General features: G+C 62.3%; 15 protein-coding genes and 3 pseudogenes. 13 read left to right on the forward strand and 5 right to left on the reverse strand.

Annotated features, from left to right (window positions below):
- The 5 genes and pseudogenes from CQ14_RS39125 to CQ14_RS39145 form a co-directional block, all read left to right on the forward strand.
- A pseudogene (locus CQ14_RS39125) lies at window positions 1-2,813 on the forward strand (efflux RND transporter permease subunit); the annotation flags it as partial.
- A 19-nt stretch (window positions 2,814-2,832) separates the two neighbouring features.
- Entirely contained in the window at window positions 2,833-3,438 is a 606-nt protein-coding gene (locus tag CQ14_RS39130; RefSeq protein WP_057863067.1) for a TetR/AcrR family transcriptional regulator, read from the forward strand.
- Between the two features lie 118 nt (window positions 3,439-3,556).
- Entirely contained in the window at window positions 3,557-4,180 is a 624-nt protein-coding gene (locus CQ14_RS39135) for a flavin reductase family protein (RefSeq protein WP_057863068.1), read from the forward strand.
- A gap of 69 nt (window positions 4,181-4,249) precedes the next feature.
- Window positions 4,250-5,245 (forward strand): L,D-transpeptidase family protein, encoded by a 996-nt coding sequence (locus tag CQ14_RS39140; RefSeq protein WP_057863069.1) that lies wholly within the window; start codon window positions 4,250-4,252, stop codon window positions 5,243-5,245.
- A 53-nt stretch (window positions 5,246-5,298) separates the two neighbouring features.
- Window positions 5,299-6,075 (forward strand): potassium channel family protein, encoded by a 777-nt coding sequence (locus tag CQ14_RS39145; RefSeq protein ID WP_057863070.1) that lies wholly within the window; start codon window positions 5,299-5,301, stop codon window positions 6,073-6,075.
- Window positions 6,076-6,088: 13 nt separating this feature from the next.
- Here CQ14_RS39145 and CQ14_RS39150 read toward each other — a convergent pair whose 3' ends face one another.
- Window positions 6,089-7,390 carry a serine hydrolase domain-containing protein gene (locus tag CQ14_RS39150; protein ID WP_082650238.1) on the reverse strand — a complete coding sequence of 434 codons (1,302 nt, stop codon included), beginning with the start codon at window positions 7,388-7,390 and terminating at the stop codon, window positions 6,089-6,091.
- A 289-nt stretch (window positions 7,391-7,679) separates the two neighbouring features.
- On the opposite strand from CQ14_RS39150, the gene CQ14_RS39155 reads away from it, so the two are divergent.
- The gene (locus tag CQ14_RS39155; protein WP_057863071.1) at window positions 7,680-8,900 is read left to right on the forward strand and encodes an SMP-30/gluconolactonase/LRE family protein; all 1,221 of its coding nucleotides are present in this window, start codon (window positions 7,680-7,682) and stop codon (window positions 8,898-8,900) included.
- A gap of 67 nt (window positions 8,901-8,967) precedes the next feature.
- Here the strand turns inward: CQ14_RS39155 and CQ14_RS39160 are convergent, their stop codons facing one another.
- Together CQ14_RS39160 and CQ14_RS39165 are read right to left on the reverse strand one after the other, a co-directional pair.
- Window positions 8,968-10,029 (reverse strand): class I SAM-dependent methyltransferase, encoded by a 1,062-nt coding sequence (locus CQ14_RS39160; protein ID WP_057863072.1) that lies wholly within the window; start codon window positions 10,027-10,029, stop codon window positions 8,968-8,970.
- Between the two features lie 232 nt (window positions 10,030-10,261).
- Complete coding sequence (locus CQ14_RS39165; protein WP_156435848.1) at window positions 10,262-10,786, reverse strand: hypothetical protein; 525 nt, start codon at window positions 10,784-10,786, stop codon at window positions 10,262-10,264.
- A gap of 302 nt (window positions 10,787-11,088) precedes the next feature.
- Between CQ14_RS39165 and CQ14_RS39170 the strand changes: the two genes are divergently transcribed.
- A complete protein-coding gene (locus tag CQ14_RS39170) occupies window positions 11,089-11,355 on the forward strand; it encodes a hypothetical protein (RefSeq protein ID WP_057863074.1) in 267 nt (88 codons plus the stop codon).
- 38 nt (window positions 11,356-11,393) lie between these two features.
- On the opposite strand, the gene CQ14_RS39175 is transcribed toward CQ14_RS39170, so the two are convergent.
- Window positions 11,394-12,029 (reverse strand): hypothetical protein, encoded by a 636-nt coding sequence (locus CQ14_RS39175; RefSeq protein ID WP_057863075.1) that lies wholly within the window; start codon window positions 12,027-12,029, stop codon window positions 11,394-11,396.
- 276 nt (window positions 12,030-12,305) lie between these two features.
- On the opposite strand from CQ14_RS39175, the gene CQ14_RS39180 reads away from it, so the two are divergent.
- From CQ14_RS39180 to CQ14_RS39200, 6 genes and pseudogenes are all read left to right on the forward strand, one after another.
- The coding region (locus CQ14_RS39180; protein WP_245320878.1) for an acyl-CoA dehydrogenase at window positions 12,306-14,097 on the forward strand (1,792 nt) is incomplete at its 3' end.
- Between the two features lie 54 nt (window positions 14,098-14,151).
- Window positions 14,152-14,575, forward strand: a pseudogene (locus tag CQ14_RS47385) (acyl-CoA dehydrogenase domain-containing protein); the annotation flags it as partial.
- Window positions 14,575-15,858: an acetyl-CoA C-acetyltransferase gene (locus tag CQ14_RS39185; RefSeq protein WP_057863076.1), complete on the forward strand. Its 1,284-nt coding sequence runs from the start codon at window positions 14,575-14,577 to the stop codon at window positions 15,856-15,858. The pseudogene CQ14_RS47385 and the gene CQ14_RS39185, both read left to right, overlap by 1 nt.
- A gap of 2 nt (window positions 15,859-15,860) precedes the next feature.
- Window positions 15,861-17,954, forward strand: a complete 2,094-nt coding sequence (locus CQ14_RS39190; RefSeq protein WP_057863077.1) for a 3-hydroxyacyl-CoA dehydrogenase NAD-binding domain-containing protein — start codon at window positions 15,861-15,863, stop codon at window positions 17,952-17,954.
- Window positions 17,955-18,144: 190 nt separating this feature from the next.
- Entirely contained in the window at window positions 18,145-18,840 is a 696-nt protein-coding gene (locus CQ14_RS39195; protein WP_245320879.1) for a fatty acid desaturase family protein, read from the forward strand.
- 64 nt (window positions 18,841-18,904) lie between these two features.
- Window positions 18,905-19,345, forward strand: a complete 441-nt coding sequence (locus CQ14_RS39200; protein WP_057863079.1) for an acyl-CoA thioesterase — start codon at window positions 18,905-18,907, stop codon at window positions 19,343-19,345.
- 88 nt (window positions 19,346-19,433) lie between these two features.
- Here CQ14_RS39200 and CQ14_RS45080 read toward each other — a convergent pair.
- Window positions 19,434-19,724, reverse strand: a pseudogene (locus CQ14_RS45080) (hypothetical protein); the annotation flags it as partial.

The raw sequence follows: 19,724 nt of genomic DNA on the forward strand, positions 1-19,724 counted from the left end.
TGCGCAAGAAGCTGGTCGACGTGCAGGGCCAGTTGCCCGCAGGCCTGCTCGGCCCGAACGTCAACGACGAATTCTCCGACGTCGATTCCATTCTCTATATGATGACCGGCGACGGCGCCGACTATGCACAGCTCAAGAAAACGGCCGAGGGCATGCGCCAGCGGCTGTTGAAGGTCACCGGCGTCACCAAGGTCAATCTCTACGGCACCCAGGACGAGCGCATCTTCGTCGAGTTCTCGCATGCGAAACTGGCAACCCTCGGCATCACGCCGCAGGCGCTGTTCGATTCGCTCGCCAAGCAGAACAACGTTACGCCCGCGGGCACGGTGGAAACCTCCTCGCAGCGCGTGCCGCTGCGCGTCACCGGCGCGCTCGATGGCGCCAAGGCGGTCGCGGAAACCCCGGTCGAAAGCAATGGCCGCGTGTTCCGGCTCGGCGATATCGCAACCGTCACCCACGGCTTCGTCGATCCGCCGACCTTCGTCGCCCGCCAGGAAGGCAAGCCCGCGATCGGCATCGGTGTCGTCACCGCCAAGGGCGCCAATATTCTGGAACTCGGCAAGGACGTCGAGAAGGCGACCAACGAATTCATGAAGGCCGTGCCGCAGGGCATCGAGGTCGAGCAGATCGCCGACCAGCCGAAGGTGGTCGAGCGCGCGGTCGGCGAGTTCGTGCATTCCTTCATCGAGGCGCTGGCGATCGTGCTGTTCGTCTCTTTCGTGGCGCTCGGCTGGCGCACCGGTATCGTGGTCGCGATGTCGGTGCCGTTGGTGCTCGCCATCGTCTTTATCGTCATGAACGCGATGTCGATCGACCTGCACCGTATTACCCTCGGCGCGCTGATCATCGCGCTCGGCCTGCTGGTCGACGACGCCATCATCGCCGTCGAGATGATGGTGGTGAAAATGGAACAGGGCTGGGACCGCGTCCGCGCGGCGTCCTTTGCCTGGGAATCAACTGCGTTTCCGATGCTTACGGGGACGCTGGTCACGGCCGCTGGCTTCCTCCCCATCGGCTTTGCCAATTCGGCGGTCGGCGAATATGCCGGCGGCATCTTCTGGATCGTGGCGATCTCGCTGGTCGCCTCCTGGTTCGTGGCGGTGATCTTCACGCCCTATATCGGCGTCAAGCTGCTGCCCAACATCAAGGTCCACCACAACCACGATCCGCATGCGATCTACGAGACGCGGATGTACCGCGGCTTGCGCGCCGTGGTGCAGTGGTGCGTCGATCACCGGGTCAAGGTCGTGCTGGCTACCGTCGGCGTGTTCGCGCTCTCGATCGTCGGCTTCGGCCATGTGCAGCAGCAGTTCTTCCCGCTGTCGGAGCGGCCTGAACTGTTCCTGCAGCTGCGCCTGCCCGAAGGTACCGCCTTCAACGTGACCGAAAAGTCCGTGAAGAAGGCCGAAACGCTGCTCAAGGACGACAAGGATATCGCGACCTACACGGCCTATGTCGGCCAGGGCTCGCCGCGCTTCTGGCTCGGCCTCAACCCGCAGCTGCCGAACGAGGCCTTTGCCGAGATCGTCATCGTCTCCAAGGACGTCCATGCCCGCGAGCGCATCAAGGCGCGGTTGGAGAAGGCGGTTTCCGAGGGCGAATTGAGCGAAGCGCGCGTGCGCATCGATCGCTTCAATTTCGGCCCGCCGGTCGGCTTCCCCGTGCAGTTCCGCGTCATCGGCCCCGACGCCAATACCGTTCGCGACATCGCCTACAAGGTGCGCGACGTCATGAAGCAGAATCCTAACGTCGTGGAGCCGCAGCTCGATTGGAACGAGCAGTCGCCCTACCTCAAGCTCGTGGTGGATCAGGACCGCGCCCGCGCGCTCGGCCTGACTCCGCAGGACGTCTCGCAGGCGCTCGCCATGCTGATCTCGGGTGCGCAGGTCACGACCATTCGCGACGGCATCGAGAAGGTCGGCGTGGTCGCCCGCGCGATCCCGTCCGAACGGCTCGATCTCAAGAGCGTCGGCGACCTCACCGTGACCTCACGCAACGGCGTCGCCGTGCCGCTGCAGCAGATCGCCAAGATCGAATATTCCCACGAGGAGCCGATCATGTGGCGGCGTAACCGCGATATGGCGATCACCGTGCGGACCGACGTCGTCGACGGCGTGCAGGCGCCTGACGTCACCAACCAGATCTGGCCGAAGCTGAAGGAAATCCGCGACCATCTCGAGCCGGCCTACCGGATCGAGCCGGGCGGCGCGTTCGAGGAATCCGCCAAGGGCAATGCCTCGATCTTCGTGCTGTTTCCGCTGATGGTCATGGTGATGCTGACGCTGCTGATGATCCAGCTCCACAGCTTCTCGCGGCTGTTCCTGGTCTTCCTCACCGCGCCCCTCGGCATCGTCGGCGCCTCGCTCGGCCTCAACGTCGCCAACCAGCCGTTCGGCTTCGTGGCGCTGCTCGGGCTGATCGCGCTCGCCGGTATGATCATGCGCAACGCGGTGATCCTGGTCGATCAGATCGAGGCCGACGTCGCGCAGGGTCTGACGCGCCGGGAAGCCATCGTCGAAGCCACCGTCCGTCGTGCCCGCCCGGTGGTATTGACCGCGCTGGCGGCGATTCTGGCCATGATCCCGCTGTCCCGCTCCGCTTTCTGGGGGCCAATGGCGATCACGATCATGGGCGGCTTGTTTGTTGCAACCTTCCTGACCTTGCTGTACCTGCCGGGTCTTTACGCCCTGTGGTTCAGGAAGAGCCTGGATGAAAGCGGCCAGGCCGAACAGCCTGATCTTGCGGCGCAGCATGAGGCCAAGTTGCATCCTAAAGGACCACACGCAATTCCTCTTGCCGACGCGGCGGAATAATTGAACATTGAGAGCTGACATGACGCTGATTTCTGAACACGTCGAGACGGACACGCGGGAAAAGATTCTCGTGGTGGCGGAGCGTCTGTTCAGGCAGATGGGCTACCAGAAGACGACGGTCGCCGACATCGCCAAGGAACTGCGGATGAGCCCCGCCAACGTCTATCGCTTCTTCGATTCGAAGAAGTCGATCCACGAGGGCGTGGCTCGCACGCTGATGGGCGAGGTCGAGGTCGAGGCGCGGCGGATCGCAGCCGCGCCCGGTCCGGCGAAACCTCGCTTGCGCGAGCTGCTCACGACCATCAATCGGATGAACACCGAGCGCTATGTCGGCGATTCCAAGCTGCACGAGATGGTTGAGATCGCGATGGAGGAGGACTGGGACGTCTGCGTCGTCCATATCGAGTGCGTTACCGGTATCATCGGCCAGGTGATCGCACAGGGCGTGGCGTCCGGCGAATTCGAGGCGCCCGACCTGCCTTTGGCGGCGCTCTGCACCTGTACCGGCATGATCCGCTTCTTCCACCCGCAGATGATCGCGCAGGCCGTCAACAAGCCCAGCGCAACGATCGACCAGATGATCGATTTCCTTTTCCGGGCGCTTGAGCCGCGCAAGGCGAATTGAGTCCTTCGCCACTTGACTCCGCCGTCATCGCGAGCGAAGCGAAGCAATCCATTAGCTCCGCGCGACGCGGCGTGGATTGCTTCGTCGCTTTCGCTCCTCGCAATGACGGAAATCCGGCGTGACGACCAAAGACCTGCATTTCTACGAGCCGAAGAACGGCCACGGCCTCAAGCACGACCCCTTCAACGCCATCATTGCCCCGCGCCCGATCGGCTGGATTTCCTCGCGCGACGGCAGCGGCAACATCAATCTGGCGCCCTACAGCTTCTTCAACGCCTTCTGCTACGTGCCGCCGATCATCGGCTTTTCCTCGACGAACTGGAAGGACAGCGCCGGCAACATCCAGGACACCGGCGAGTTCGTCTGGAATCTCGCCACCATGGATCTGGCGAAGCAGATGAACGCGACGGCGGCCCACGTTGCCCGTGACGTCGATGAGTTCACGATCGCGGGGCTGACGGCCGCGCCCTGCAAGCTTGTCAACGTTCCCCGGGTGGCGGAAAGCCCTGTGGCCTTCGAATGCAAGCTGACGCAGATCCTGCAGTTGCAGGGCAAGGACGGCGAGAAGGCGCAGGCCTGGGTGACGTTCGGCGAAGTTGTCGCGGTCCACATCGACAAGGCCTTCATCAAGGACGGCGTCTACCAGACCGGGCTGGCCCACCCGATCGTCCGAGCCGGCCGGAAGGGCGATTATTTCGAGATCAAGCCGGAAAACATGTTCGAGATGATCCGGCCGGATTGACGCTTCGTAGCCTCCCACGGAACTCCGGCCCGTCCAAATCTTTATCAGGCATTATTTCGGAGATTGCCGATGATCCGCTTGTTTGCCGGGTTCATGCTGCTCGCCTGTCTTGTTCGTCCGGCCTTTGCCGGCATGGACGCAGCGTCGATCAACAACGCGGAATTCAAGGGCAGGCCGCCGGCCGACGACAAGGTCGATGCCGCTGTCGTGAAGGCACAGGTTCTTCTCGACCGCGCCAATTTTTCTCCCGGAGAGATTGACGGCAAGCTTGGCGAGAACGCCGAAAAGGCCTTGAAGGCATTCACCGAAGCCAAGGGTCTGGCCACCGGCAAGCTGCCGCTTAATCCCGAAGTCTGGGCCGCCTTGATAGCCACCAGCACGGATGCAGCCATCGTCGAGTACAAGATCACCGAGAAAGACGTGAAGGGCCCGTTTCTGCAGAAACTCCCGGCAAAAATGGAAGATATGAAAGACCTGAAATCGCTGGACTACACCAGTCCGCGCGAGGCTCTCGCCGAGAAGTTTCACATGAGCGAGGGACTGCTCGAGGCGCTAAACCCTGGCAAGAAATTCGACGAAGCCGGCCAGACGATTTCGGTAGCGAACGTGATGGGGAAGCAGACGAAGTCAGCCGTCGCGCGCGTCGAAGTCGACAAGGCTTCCCAAACCGTGAAAGCCCTCGGCAAATCAGGCGAATTGATCGCCTTCTTCCCGGCAAGCGTGGGCAGCGACGAGAAGCCGACCCCGAGCGGGGTTCTCAAGGTGACGTCGATCGATGCCCGTCCGAACTATCGCTACAACCCCGACTATAAATTCAAGGGCGTCAAATCGAGAGAGACCTTTACCATCAAGCCCGGCCCCAACAACCCGGCCGGCTCCCACTGGATCGGGCTTTCAGCGGAAAGTTACGGCATCCACGGAACGGCGAACCCATCCAAGGTGAGCAAGTCGGAATCGCACGGCTGTGTTCGCCTCACCAACTGGGACGTCGACAAGCTGGCACGGCTCCTGAAGAAGGGGACGGAAGTGGCGTTCGTCGAGCGTTCGGCATCCAACCGGAAATGATTCATTCCTTGCCCGGCGTTGCGTAACGGCGTGCGAATGGTGAAGATGCCGCCATGTCGTTTGTCTCGATCAGACGGAGCATTCGCAGCCTCTACGAGGGCGCGACGCCGGAGGGCGTCCGTTTTCGCTATGGGCTGCTGGCGTTCGATATCGTAACCGTCCTGTTCATCATCGCGACGTCGTTCCTGCCGTCGAACAAAATCACCGAAACGCTCGACGTTCTGTTCGGCGTTGGCATTCTGGTGGATTTTTCCGCGCGATTGCTCGTCAGCCGGCACCGGCTGCTCGAATTCACCCGCTTCTCGACCTGGACGGACATCGTCGCAATCATATCATTTCTGGCGCCGCTGGCGGGAGAAGCCGGGGGCTTTCTCCGCGTTCTCAGGACGCTGCGACTGTTGCGCGACTACCAGATGCTGGCGCGTCTGCGCGAAGACAGCAATTTCTTCCGGCGCAATGAGGAAGTCATCTTTGCCGTTACCAACCTCGCGGTGTTCATCTTCGTAATGACCGCGATCGTTTACGAAACGCAGAAGTTTCGCAATCCACAGATCGCGAACTATGCGGACGCGCTATACTTCACGGTGACCGCGCTGACGACGACCGGCTTTGGCGACATTACCCTGCCGGGAACGACCGGCCGCATGATCACGGTCGTCATCATGATTTTCGGCGTGACCCTGTTCCTCAATCTCGCCCGCGCGCTGCTGACCCCGCACAAGGTACGGTTCTCATGCCCCACCTGCGGATTGCAGCGCCATGACAGCGATGCGGTCCACTGCAAGGCATGCGGCAACGTGCTGAACATTCCCGACGAAGGTTTGACGTAGCGCAGCGATCGGATCACTTGTCCGTGGCGAATGCGTCGTAAACCAGCTTCTTGAAGGCGGGCGTGATGCGGCTACGTTCGTTCTGGGTTTGCTCCAGCATGATGTAGATCATGTTCAGGCTGGGATCGACGCCGAAATAGGTGCCGCTGCCGCTATCCCATTTGAGTTCGCCGATCGAACCCGGCGGCGGCGGTTTGGCATTCCCCGGATCGGTACGCACCGCAAGCCCATAACCGTAGCCGAAGCCATCGCCGGGAAAGTAGAAATAATCCCGCGCAACGCCGGAGCCCGGCCCAATATGGTCTGATGTCATCGCCTTGAACGCCGCCGGGCTGAGGTAGCGTTTGCCGTCGAACTCCCCGCCGTTGAGGATCATCTGGGCAAAACGCGCATAGTCGTTCAGGGTCGAGACCAGCCCGCCGCCGCCGGACTCCCATTCCGGATGGGTACGCCGCTCACGTTCCGCGTCCAGCAGGATGGTATCGCTCGGCAGCGGCTCCGCCATTCGCGCGCGTTCGTCGGCGGTTTCGAGAACGTACTTGGTGCTGGCCATGCCGAGCGGATCGAAGATGTGCTGCTTCTCGAATTGATAGAGCGTCTGCCCCGAGACGATCTCGATGATGCGGCCGAGCACATCGGTTGAATGGCCGTAGCGCCAGAGCGTGCCCGGCTGTCTCGCCAGCGGCAATCTGGCGATGCGTTCCGCAAACCTCTTGTTGTCGTACCTGCCGTCGAACAGGCCGGAGTCCTTGTACGCCTTATCGATCAGCTTGCCGCCGATGTAATCGTAGGTGATGCCCGACGTATGGCGCAGCAAATCTTCAATCGTCACCGGCCGGTCCGGCGGAACAAGCTTCAGAAAGGGCGTCGTCCCGTCAGCCGCAACGGACGCCACGCCCACCCTGACGTCGGAAAATGCCGGAATGAACTTGGCGGCCGGATCGGTAAGCGAAAGCTTGCCAGCGTCGATCAACATCATCGCCGCGACGCTGGTGATCGGCTTCGTCATCGAATGAAGCGCAAAGATCGTGTCTGATGACACCGGAGTTTTGGTCTCGACATCCTGGACGCCGAAACATTTCAGGTAGACCGGCTTGCCATGTTGCTGGATCAATATGGCGGCGCCCGGCAACTTTCCGGTCGCGACCTCATTGTTGAAAAATTCAGTGATGCGCTCGAGCTTGTCCGGAGACGGCGCGGGGATGCTGGCCGCCTGGTTGGCCGCGGCCGTGTTGGTCCATATCGCCAATGACAGGGCCGCGGCAAGAAGCTGTCCGGCGCGTGAACCCGCGGTGCAATGCAATATCTGTCGCATCGGCGTCTTCATTTTGCTGTCCCGTGGAAAGGATTTGCCGGAAGATTCGACGAGCCGGGTGAATGACTAGCATGTCGCCCGCCCGGTCACCACGTGGGCAATTGCCCCAAGCGACGACGGCGGAGCATTTCGGACAGACATGGGTTTGGACGAGGTATTGCCATGATCGACTGCGAGCTTGAATCGGGAGGGCCGAATCCAACGCGGCTCTCGCAACCGGACGCGGTCCGGACTAACCTCAAGTTGCCAGGCCGGATCAACGGCCGGCAAACACATCTGGGAGGATGCGATGAAACGCCAAGAGCGCGATTCAGAAGCCACGATCTCGCGACGAACGCTGGTTCAGGGTCTGGCGGCGTGTGCCGGCGCCGCGGCCACCGGGATAGGCAGCGCATTGGCCCAGACCGGCCCCGTGGCGCCACCGTCGACAGTCACCAGCCCGCCCAGGGATTTCAGTCCGCGCGGCGCCCCGACCACCTATTTCTGGGACCCCGACATCATCGCGGTTGACCCGTCCTTCAACGACCTCGCCCAGCCCAACACCGCGATCAAGCGCCTTTACACCGGGCTGTTATGGGCGGAAGGCCCTGCCTGGAGCTCGCAAGGGCGCTATCTCTTGTGGAGCGACATTCCGAATAACAGGCAGATGCGATGGTCGGAGGATGACGGTCACGTCAGCGTCTTCCGCGCGCCCTCCAACAACTCAAATGGCAACTCGTTCGACTTCCAGGGACGGCAGCTCTCCTGCGAACATCTCACCCGGCGCGTGGTGCGCTACGAGCACGACGGCACCGCGACGGTGCTGGCCGATTCCTACAACGGCAAGAAGCTGAATTCGCCGAACGATGTCGTCGCGCATCCGGACGGCAGCTACTGGTTCACCGATCCGCCCTATGGCGGTCAGCTCTATGAGGGCGAGCCCGACGTTGCCGGGGGCCCGAGCAATTCCGGCGGCAAGCTCAATCCGCGGATCGGCCAGCCGGCCGGCTTCGTGCCGGGCAAGCGCGAGCTGCCGACCAGCTGCTATCGCATCGATCCCTCCGGCCGCATCGATCTCGTGGTGACCGAAGAGCAGGTGCCGGACCCCAACGGCCTCTGCTTCTCGCCCGATTACAAGAAGCTCTACGTCGCGAGCACCGGCAAGGGACCCGGCGATACCGGTCCGGGCGGCAAGGGCGACATGTTCGTGTTCGATGTCGGCACCGACAACAAGCTCACCAACCACAAGCGGTTCAGCGATTTCATGGTGGATGGCGTGAAATGCGGACCGGACGGCGTACGCTGCGACGTCAACGGCAACGTCTGGTGCTCCAGCAATGCCGGCCGCGCCGTCGGCTATAGCGGCGTCACGGTGTGGTCGCCGGACGGCAAGCTGATTGGCCGCATCCGCCTGCCTGAAGTGTGCGGCAACATCTGCTTCGGCGGGCCGAAGCGCAACCGCCTGTTCATGGCCGCGAGCCAGTCGCTCTACGCGGTGTACACGGCAACGCAGGGAGCAGGGCCGGGCTGACCCCGATCTGCGAGATATGGCGACCAAGCGCCGGCGATCCGCCGGCGCTCGACGTTTGAACGTTGGGTCAGGAACGCGCTTCGAAGATCATGTTGAACGGCGTCTCGGTCGCGCGGCGGAAGCGCCTGAAGCCCGCTTCGGTCGCGACCTGACGCAGTCTGCTTTCACCCGCCTGGGCGCCGAGCCCCAAGCCCACTTCCTGAGCAAGCGATGCCGGCGTACAAATGAATGTCGAGGCGTGATAGTAGACGCATCCGACCGGGTTGAGATTGTCCTTGAGATTGTCATGGGCAAACGGCTCGACGATCATCCACGACCCATCCTTGGCCAGCGTTTGCTTGACATGCTTGCCTGCACCCACGGGGTCGCCCATGTCATGCAGGCAATCGAAGAACGCCACCAGATCATAGTCTTTCGCCGGGAAATCCTTGGCACTGGCCTGCGCGAACGTGATGCGGTCTCCAACTCCCGCCTCCTGCGCCAGGACCTTTGCGCGTTCAATCGAAGGCTTGTGGTAATCGAATCCGAAGAATTCTGAGTTGGGGTAGGCTTGCGCCATCACGATTGTAGAGGCGCCGTGGCCGCATCCGACATCGGCCACCCTGGCGCCAGCTTTCAGTTTCGCTTCGACGCCTTCGAGCGTCGGAATCCAGTTCGAAACCAGATTGGCGTTATAGCCCGGCCTGAAGAAGCGCTCGGTGCCGGAGAAAAGACACTTCGAATGCTCGTGCCAACCGACGCCTTTCCCGGTTCGAAACGCTTCGGCGACCTTGGGTTCATCGAGATAGGTAGCCTGTACGACATCGAATGCACCGGCGAAGAAAGCCGGCGAGCCCTCCTCGGCGAACGCCATGGCTTGCTCGGCCGAGAGCGAGAACGCATTTTTTTCGGGGTGGTAGTCGATGTATCCGGAGGCGGCCTGCCCGGACAGCCATTCGCGCACATAGCGCTCATGCAGGCCGGTCTTCTTGGCAAGCTCGGACGGAGTGATCACAGCACCATCTGCCATCGCCTTGTAGAGCCCGAGGCGGTCGCCGAGCAGTATGCTTGCGCCGCCAAGCGAGATACCGAGGTCGCCGACCAGCTTTCCTACGAGCGCGTTCAACTTTTCAAGGTTTGGCTCACGCATTGCAGCTTCCTCCGCTCTTTGAGAACAGCCCCAGCGTTAATTGAGCAAGCGTAGGACGCCTGGCGGGTTCCAAGTGTGAAGGAGTTCACGTTTCGACGAACAGCCGTGCGCCGCCCGTCAAAAGGTGAAAGATCCGGGGGTGACCAGCGCAGGTCTGTGTTGGTTTCAAAAGCGGACATCTCGCATTTCATGAGTATACGGGCCAAAGCCGTGTATCAGAATTGCAAGCCGCCTATGTCACTGCTCTCAGGGGGCGTTGCTCAACGCTTCTATCCAGCGACGAAGCCTTGAAGCATTGGTTTCGCCGGCAAATGGCCACAAGGGCGGTCTGCTTTCGCAGCGGGGTGGAAGCGCCACCGGTAACTTGCGGAATCGACCTGATCCCCGTGATTTCGCGTGCTGCAATTGCGCGCGGCACGACGACCTGAAGCCCGCGCGGGTCCTCGGCCTGAAGGAAGAATGCGATGGATTGCGCCGCCGTCATTTTTTGTGGCGCCTGATTATAGTGTCCAACAAAAACGGTTTCTGTGTCATCGATCCGGAATTGAATTCCGCGGGCCAACCTGTAGCCGTTGCGTTTCAACTCCCTGAGCCACTGAAAGGTCATTTGGAAATTGGCAACAACAGGCACGCAAAACACGCCATGGCGCGGTGCCGCCGTATCCCGCACTCGAGCTGCAAACTCTGTCGCGCGAATGCCTCCGCGGAGGATTCGGCGGGTCAAGCGCTCATCGGCAATATGGACGAAAGTCGCCATGCGGATCCAATATGGCTAAACCTATATCGGCTTCACCGCGTCGCAGCCACACCAATGTCTTCGCGGCGCTTACCAAAGGCAGCCCCGGGTCAAGCGACGAAAATCTGGGGTGATCGGCGTATGTCTGACTTGGCTTCGAAAGCGGGCATCCCGCATTTTTGCGTACACGCATTAATTAAAATTTGTCACAAATAGGCAACCGGCAGCCAACCGTTCGGGCAAAAGCTGGGCGCACTTAAACCTCGCTTTGATGACGCGCGATGTACCTTCCCCTCCAAAGAAAGGGGAAGGCTTGTGTACCAATGCCCATTTTCAAATATTTTACCGTCGTAGGATCGACGCTACTCGTATTTTTGTTTGTTTCGAACGCTTACCTCACCGACGACGAGAGCAATTTGCGGTTCGACGGATCGCTGTATGAGAGCGCGCTTTACGCGCCTCGCGTCGAGGAAATCCAGACGACCGCAGAGCTTCGCTTTACCCGCGATGTCACGCCCGCCATTCGCGTCAGGGAGGTTTTCGCCGTGTTTGTCCCCAACGAACGCCGCCGCGGCAAGCGCTATTCTTGAGCCCTGCGTGTCTAGCCCTGCAATGGCACTCTCCGCCGTCACTTGCTGCGCAAAATCTCGCGCCCCGCCAGCAGCGCCCGCACCAGTTCGACATTGCCGTTGGGGCAGATCATGTGGCCGTCGGAATCGAAGAACTCGGCCCTGAATTCCGGGCTGATCTCCTTGATCCACGAACTGACCGGCAGCGCGATCTCGACATACTCTGCGTCCTTCCAGCCGCGCGCCTCGACCTTGCCGCGCACGATGGTCGTGTGGTCATCGATGATGAAGTATTTTGCGTGGGCATCACGGCCGATCTCGAGGTGGCCGTGATTGTAGGTCGTGCTCACCAGTCCGTTGATCGTTGCGTCGCGTCCGATCCGGATGTCCGCGCTGCTCGCGACCAGATTTCGAGAGATGAGATCGCGGCCGACTGCAAGGAAGCAGGCGGGAGTATCGATCTCCCAATTGAATATGTTGCCGCTAACGGTCAAATCCTTCTCGGCCCAGATCCCCGCAACGCCATTCCAGAACAGCGCGTCGAGATTGAGGTCGCCCTCGATCGTCGCGTCTTCCGCGTAATGTCGGACGATACGGCCGTCCCCGTCATAGTCGTGAAATGAAAAGTGGTTCTTCAGCTGAAGGCGGTCGGCAACTTCCGCAACTGTAAGTTCTTCGAATGGCGAGTGTGGCAAGGCTACCTCGATTGGTCCCGGGGTTGACCGGGATTGGTGGGCCTTTCGCCTCAACTGGTTCGAATGGCCGGGTGAATAGTTTCGATTGGCGCCCGGACATGGCGACACTGAGCCGCAATGCCAGCGCTTTTCCGGAACGGAAACCGTGGCTTGCCGTTAATGAACCGCCACTCCGGCCGCGTCAATTTCGTCGCTTTTCCAAAGCGAAGTGTTCACCCGAGACGGGCAGTTTCGGTTAAAATCCCGCCATCTGCGCCGAACCTTGAGGTATCAGCCATGAGCTTCCGCCGCGATTTCATCAGCAAGCCGATTTTCGCTTTCGCGCGTGGCGCCATGCCCGCGATGTCCGACACAGAGCGCGAGGCGCTCGAAGCGGGCGATGTCTGGTGGGATGCCGATCTCTTCACCGGCAATCCCGACTGGTCGAAATTGCTGGCGGTCGCGCCGGCCGCCTTGACCGAAGAGGAGCGGGCGTTTCTGAACGGCCCCGTCGACGAGCTCTGCGCCATGCTCGACGAGTGGAAAATCAATTGGGAATGGCGCGATCTGCCGCCGCAGGCGTGGGGCTTCATTAAGCGCCACAAGTTCTTCGGCATGATCATTCCGAAGGAATTCGGCGGGCTCGGCTTCTCGCCCTATGCCCATTCGGAAGTGGTGCGAAAGCTCTCCTCGCGCTCGCTGACCGCCGCCGTCACCGTGATGGTGCCGAACTCGCTTGGCCCGGGTGAACTCCTGATGCGCTTCGGCACCAGGGAGCAGCAGGACAAATGGCTGCCGCGCCTGGCCGACGGCCGCGACATTCCCTGCTTCGGCCTGACCAGTCCGGAGGCCGGCTCCGATGCCGCCTCGATGGTCGATACCGGCATCATCTGCAAGGGCCAATTCGAAGGGCGCGAGGTGCTGGGCCTGCGGCTGAACTGGCACAAGCGCTACATCACGCTCGGTCCCGTCGCGACGCTGCTCGGTCTCGCCTTCAAGGCTTATGACCCCGATCATCTCGTAGGCCAGCAGGAGGAGCTCGGCATCACCGTCGCGCTGATCCCGACCGATCTGCCCGGCGTCGACATCGGCCGCCGCCATCTGCCGGCGATGCAGGTGTTCCAGAACGGCCCGAACTGGGGCCGCGATGTCTTCATTCCGATGGACTACATCATCGGCGGACAAGAGCGGCTCGGGCAGGGCTGGAAGATGCTGATGACGGCGCTCGCCGCCGGCCGCGGTATCTCGCTGCCGTCGCTGTCGGCCGCGGGCGCGGCCTATGCGGCGCGCACCACCGGCGCCTATGCCCGCATCCGCGAGCAGTTCGGCATTTCCATCGGCAAGTTCGAAGGCATCGAGGAGCCACTCGCCCGCATTGCCGGCACGGCTTACCTGCTCGACGCCGCGCGCCGGCTGACCTGCGCCGCACTCAACCAGGGGCATCATCCCGCGGTCATTTCCGGCATCATGAAGCTGCACGCCACCGATCGGATGCGGATCGTGATTGACGACGCCATGGACATCCATGGCGGCAAGGCCGTCATCGACGGCCCGCAGAACTACATGGGCAGCCTCTATCGCGCGGTGCCGGTCGGCATCACGGTCGAGGGCGCCAATATCCTCACGCGAAATCTCATCGTGTTTGGCCAAGGCGCGATCCGCGCGCATCCATTCCTGCTTGAGGAAATGAATGCACTGGGTGAAGCCGACCGCGCCAAGGGCTTGGAAGCCTTCGACAAGGCGTTCTGGAGCCATGTCGGCCACAGTTTCAAAACCATGTTCCGTGCCTGGGGCCGGAGCTGGACCGGCGGCCTGTTTGCACCGGCACCCGATGCCGGCGAGGCCACGCGGTTCTATCGCCAGCTCTCGCGCTATTCATCGGCGTTCGCGCTGTGCGCCGACATGGCGCTGTTGACGCTGGGCGGCGCGCTCAAGCGCAAGGAGATGCTCTCGGCCCGGTTCGGCGATATCCTCTCCGAACTCTATCTGCTGTCGGCCGCGCTCAAGCGCTGGCAGGACGAGGGACGGCAGCAGGCCGATTTCGCGGCGCTTGAATGGTGCATGGCAAGTGGTTTCCGCACCATCGAAANACCGCTTTGCCGAAATCCTCGCCAACCTGCCGAACCGGTTCGTCGCGGTGATNCCTGAAATTCCTGATCCAGCCGTTCGGCGCAAAGGTGACCGGCCCGTCCGACCGTGTCGTGCATGCGTGCGCGCAGCTCGTGCTGGAGCCGTCGGCGGCCCGCGACCGGCTCACCGCCGATCTCTCAGCCGTCGATGATGACGGCGGCATCGCGCGGCTGGAAAAGGCGTTCCACCTGGTGACGGCTGTGGAGGATGCCGCAAAGCAGATGCGCGCAGCGCGCCTGCATGACTGGAAGGAAGCCGTGAAGAAGGGCGTCATCACCCAGGCGCAGGGCGAGAAGCTGGCCGCCGCCCATGAGGCCGTTGCCAAAGTGATCGAGGTCGATGATTTCGCGCCTGAGGCATTGTCGCCGATTTACAGGAAGGGCGCCGACGTGCATCAGTTCTTCCAGGAACTGGGTGAACAGAGGGCGGCAAGCTAATGGCGCGACCGGTTTTTATCGTCGACGGCAGCCGGACGCCGTTCCTGAAAGCACGCTCCGGCCCCGGACCGTTTACCCCGGTCGATCTCGCCGTGCAGTGCGGCCGGCCGCTATTGGCGCGACAGCCATTTGCGCCTGACGCCTTCGATCAGGTCATCCTCGGCTGCGTCAACGTCATCGCCGACGAGATGAACCCGGCGCGCGTTGCCGCGTTGCGGCTTGGCATGGGCGAGAAGATGGTTGCCTTCACCGTGCAGATCAATTGCGGCTCCGGCATGCAGTCGATCGACACCGCCTACCGCTATATCCGCGAGGGCGTCTCGGACCTCATTCTTGCGGGCGGCGCCGAAGCGCTGAGCCACGCGCCGCTGGTCTGGCCGCAGCAGGGCGTGCGCTGGTTCGCTGGCCTTGCCGGTGCCAAGGGCATCGGCGCCAAGATCATGGCGGCGCTGAAAGTAAAGCCGAGCTATTTCAAGCCGATCATCGGGCTGGAGCGGGGGCTCACCGATCCCATCACCGAACTCAATATGGGGCAAACAGCCGAAGTGGTCGGGCATCTCTTCGGCGTCACTCGTGCGCAGTCGGACGCCTATGCCGCCCAAAGCCACAGGCGGCTGGCGAAGGCGCAGTCGGAAGGCTGGCTCAAGGGCGAGGTCGAAACCGCATTCGCGCGCGACGGCAAATTCTACGATCATGACGACGGCGTGCGGCCGGACTCGACGCCGGAATCGCTGGCAAAGCTGAGGCCGGTGTTCGAACGTCCGTGGGGCAAGGTCACGGCGGGGAATTCCTCGCAGATCACCGACGGTGCGTCCTGGGTGATCCTCGCCTCCGAAGAGGCGGTGGCGAAACACCGATTGACGCCGAAGGCGGTCATTCTCGACAGCCAGTGGTCGGCGCTCGATCCCGGCATCATGGGCCTGGGGCCGGTGCTGTCGGCGACCGAGCTGTTGAAGCGCAACGAGCTGACGCTCTCTGATATCGAGACCTGGGAATTGAACGAGGCGTTTGCGACGCAGGTACTGGGCTGCCTTGCCGCCTGGAACGACGAGAAGTTCTGCAAGGAGATTCTGGGCCTTGACGGCGCGGCGGGCGAACTCGACCAGACCAGGCTGAACGTCGATGGCGGTGCGATCAGCCTCGGCCATCCCGTGGGCTGCAGCGGCAACCGCATCGTGCTGCATCTCGTCAACGCCATGAAGCGGTTGGGCACGCGGCGCGGCATCGCCACTGAATGTATCGGCGGCGGGCAGGGCGGCGCGATGCTGATTGAGACGGTGTGAGCATGGATAGCCAGATCATGAACGTTCTCGGCGATCGCGTGCTCGAACTCGGGCCGACGCCAAGCGCTGACAGCCCGTACAAGAACTTCAAGCTGACGCGCGATGCCGACGGCGTCGCCTGGCTGTTGTTCGACCGCGAAGGCACCAGCGCCAATACGCTCTCGGCAGACCTGATCGAGGAGCTCGACAAGGTCTTGTCCGAGCTGGAAGGCCAGCGCCCCACCGGCCTCGTCATCCGGTCCGCCAAGAAATCCGGCTTCATCGCCGGCGCCGACGTCAGCGCGTTTCGCGGCGCGACCGATGTTGGCGCCGTCGAGACCGAGATCGGCCGCGCGCATGCGGTGATCGACCGGCTCGAAGCCTTGCGGGTTCCGAGCGTCGCCGTGATCCACGGCTTCTGCCTCGGCGGCGGCCTCGAAGTCGCGCTGGCCTGCCAGATGCGGATTGCGATCGAGGACGCGCGGTTCGGTTTCCCTGAGGTGATGCTCGGCCTGCATCCCGGCCTCGGTGGCACCGTGCGCTTCACCCAGCTCGTCAATCCGATGCAGGCGATGCCGCTGATGCTGACCGGCAAGACCATCGATGCGCGCCGGGCAAAATCGCTCGGGCTGGTCGACGCCGTGACGCAGGAGCGGCATGTCCTGAATGCGGTGAAGGATGCCGTGTCCGGCCGCCTGAAGCGCGCGCGCCCCGGGCCGCTCAACAATATTCTGAGCCTCGGCCCCGTCAGGGGGTTCCTTGCCGGGCGGATGCGCAGCGAGGCGGCCAAGGCCGCGCCCGAAGCAAATTATCCGGCGCCTTACGCGCTGATCGATCTCTGGGAAAAGCACGGCGGCGACCGGCGGGCAATGTTGAGCGCGGAGAAGGCGTCGTTTGCCCGATTGATGGTGACGCCGACGGCGCAGAATTTGATCCGCGTGTTCTTCCTGCGCGAGCAAATGAAGAAGCTTGCCGGATCCGGCAACAAGATCGAGCACGTCCACGTCATCGGTGCCGGCGCGATGGGCGGCGACATTGCCGCGTGGTGCGCTGGGCAGGACCTTCGGGTGACGCTCGCCGACATGAAGCCGGAGCCGATCGCGGGCGCGATCAAGCGCGCCGCCGATCTCTACGGCAAGATCCTGCGCAAGCGCACCGCCGTGCGCGATGCGCTGGACCGGTTGATGCCGGACATGCAGGCCGAAGGCGTCCGCAACGCCGATCTCATCATCGAGGCGGTGCCGGAGAAGCTGGAGCTGAAGCAGAAGGTCTATGCCGCCCTTGAGCCGAAAATGAAGCCGGGTGCGATCCTCGCCACCAACACTTCGAGCATTCCGCTGCAGGATTTGCGCACCACGCTGCAAAAGCCCGAAAGGCTGCTGGGGCTGCACTTCTTCAACCCGGTCTCGCGGCTGCAGCTCGTCGAGGTCGTCAGCCATGACGGCACCGATGCGCAACTCCTGAAGGAGGCGCTGGCCTTTGTCGGCGCCATCGATCGCCTGCCGCTGCCGGTAAAATCCTCGCCCGGTTTCCTCGTCAACCGCGCGCTGACGCCCTACATGCTGGAAGCGATGGTGATGCTGGACGAGAAGATCGACAAGACGGTTATCGACGCCGCCGCCAAGAAGTTCGGTATGCCGATGGGGCCGATCGAACTGGCCGATCAGGTCGGCCTCGACATCTGCCTCGATGTCGGCGACATGCTGCGCTCAAAATTCGGCGACATGCTGCCGCCGACGCCGGCCTGGCTGCGCGAAAAGGTCGCCAAGGGCGAACTCGGTCGCAAGACCGGCAAGGGCTTTTATATCTGGAAGGACAGCAAGGCCGATACCGGCGGCATGTCCGCGATCTCGGAGCCGTCGGCGGAAATGATCGACCGGCTGATCCTGCCGATGTCGAATGTCTGCGTCGCCTGCTTGCGCGAGGGCATCGTCGACAATGCCGAAATCGTCGACGGCGCCGTCATCTTCGGCACCGGCTACGCGCCGTTCCGCGGCGGTCCCCTGAACTATGCGCGAACGCGGGGCGTGGAGAACGTGGTCTCGACACTGGAGACGCTGACCGACAAATTCGGCGGCAGGTTTACGCCCGATGCCGGCTGGGAGACCTTCAAGTAGCAACGCGTGCATCGGTCAGGATTGTCGTGAGACATTGCTGACCGACAGCGCATGGCGGTGCCATATCATGGCGCAGCCCGTCTGCTTGTGTTACTTGTCGGCACGATCCGAAGTCGTATCTCCAGATTGCGGAGACGCCATGCAAACCACTCCTTTTTTCAAGGAGGCAACGGCCCGCGAAGTCAGGACCATGAGATTTTGGATCGGCGCCAATATCGCCGTCATCCTGTTCTGCGCGTCCTGGCTCGCTTGCGCCTTCACGGTCGTCGGATTGACCTTGCCGTATTTGATGGTGGCATTGTTGGCCGGCTACTTTCTGGCCGATTTTTCTTCAGGTGCGGTGCATTGGGCGATGGACACCTGGTTCGACGAGCGAACCATGGGGCGCGCGATTGCGATCACCCGCGAACACCATACCCATCCCCACCATGTCTACGGCTTCCTGGAGAATGCGTCGTTCGGCTCGGCGCCGAGCGCGGTGGTTTTCGGCTTTGCCGCTGCCGTCACCGCGTTGTGTCCGGTCTCAGCCGCGACGTGGACGCTGATGCTGCTGTGGCTCATCAGTTCAGTTTGTCTGCTGTTCGGCATGCATTTTCACAATCTCGCGCACAAGCCCGCCCGCTCGGCGATCATGCGGCTGGCGCAGCGGCTTCATCTGGTGTGCCCGCCGGCGCATCACTGGGTTCATCATCACAATCAGACGATCCATTATTGCGTCGTGAACGGATGGGCGAATTATCTGTGCGACGGGCTTCATGTCTGGCGCGGGCTGGAGCGTCTGATCGGGCCGATCACCGGGATCGTGCCGCGTTCCGACGACAGCGCCTGGCAACGACGTTACCGGAAAACCGGCGTGCTCTCAGGCCCGCCGCGGCAGGCCCGGTGACGCTTAACATGGCGCACAGGTCGTCTATGATCGACGGCATCGTCACGCAGAGTCAGAGAAAGATATGACCGAAACCCACATCGACGCGCCGCCCAACACCGAAACCGAGCCGCGCGGCGATCTCTGCATCCGCACGCTGGCGATGCCGGCCGACACCAATGCCAATGGCGATATCTTCGGCGGCTGGCTGCTCAGCCAGATGGATATCGGCGGCGGGGTGTTCGCATCCAAGATCGCGAAGTCGCGCACGGTGACGGTGGCGATCGAGGCGATGAATTTTCGTAAGGCCGTCTATGTCGGCGATCTCGTTTCGGTCTATGCCAATCTGGTGCGGGTCGGGCGCACCTCGATGACGGTTCATCTCGAAGCATGGGTCGTGCGACGCAAGGAGTTGCAGTCGATTCTGGTGACCGACGGTAACTTCACTTACGTCTCGATCGACGACAACGGCCGCCCGCAGCCGGTCAAAGCGTTTTCGAGCGAAGTGGAAACCGGTTCGCGTTAAGAAAACGCGTCAAATCAAGAATCTAGAGTCCAGTTTCGATTCATCGAAACTGGACTCTAGCGCGGACGGCGTCATCAAAACTTGAAGCTTACGGGCAGGGACGCTCGTAGCCGTCGCGGCCGATGAACGTGCCGCGGCGCGGATCATAGGTCGGCGAGCGCATGCAGCGCGGCGTGTCGTCATAGTAGCGGGGCGGCGGCGGTGCGTATTGTGCCTGGACACCGCAATAGCGCGGCGAAACCGCCTGCCAGCCGCCTGGCTGCTCCACGTAGCAACCGCCCTGATACCAGCGATAGCCGCCGGGCCGCGGCTCGCCCTGGGCGCCGATGGCCGCACCGGTGCCTGCGCCGACGATGGCGCCGATCGCGGCCCCGCGGCT

Source organism: Bradyrhizobium lablabi, assembly GCF_001440475.1.
GTDB lineage: Bacteria > Pseudomonadota > Alphaproteobacteria > Rhizobiales > Xanthobacteraceae > Bradyrhizobium > Bradyrhizobium lablabi.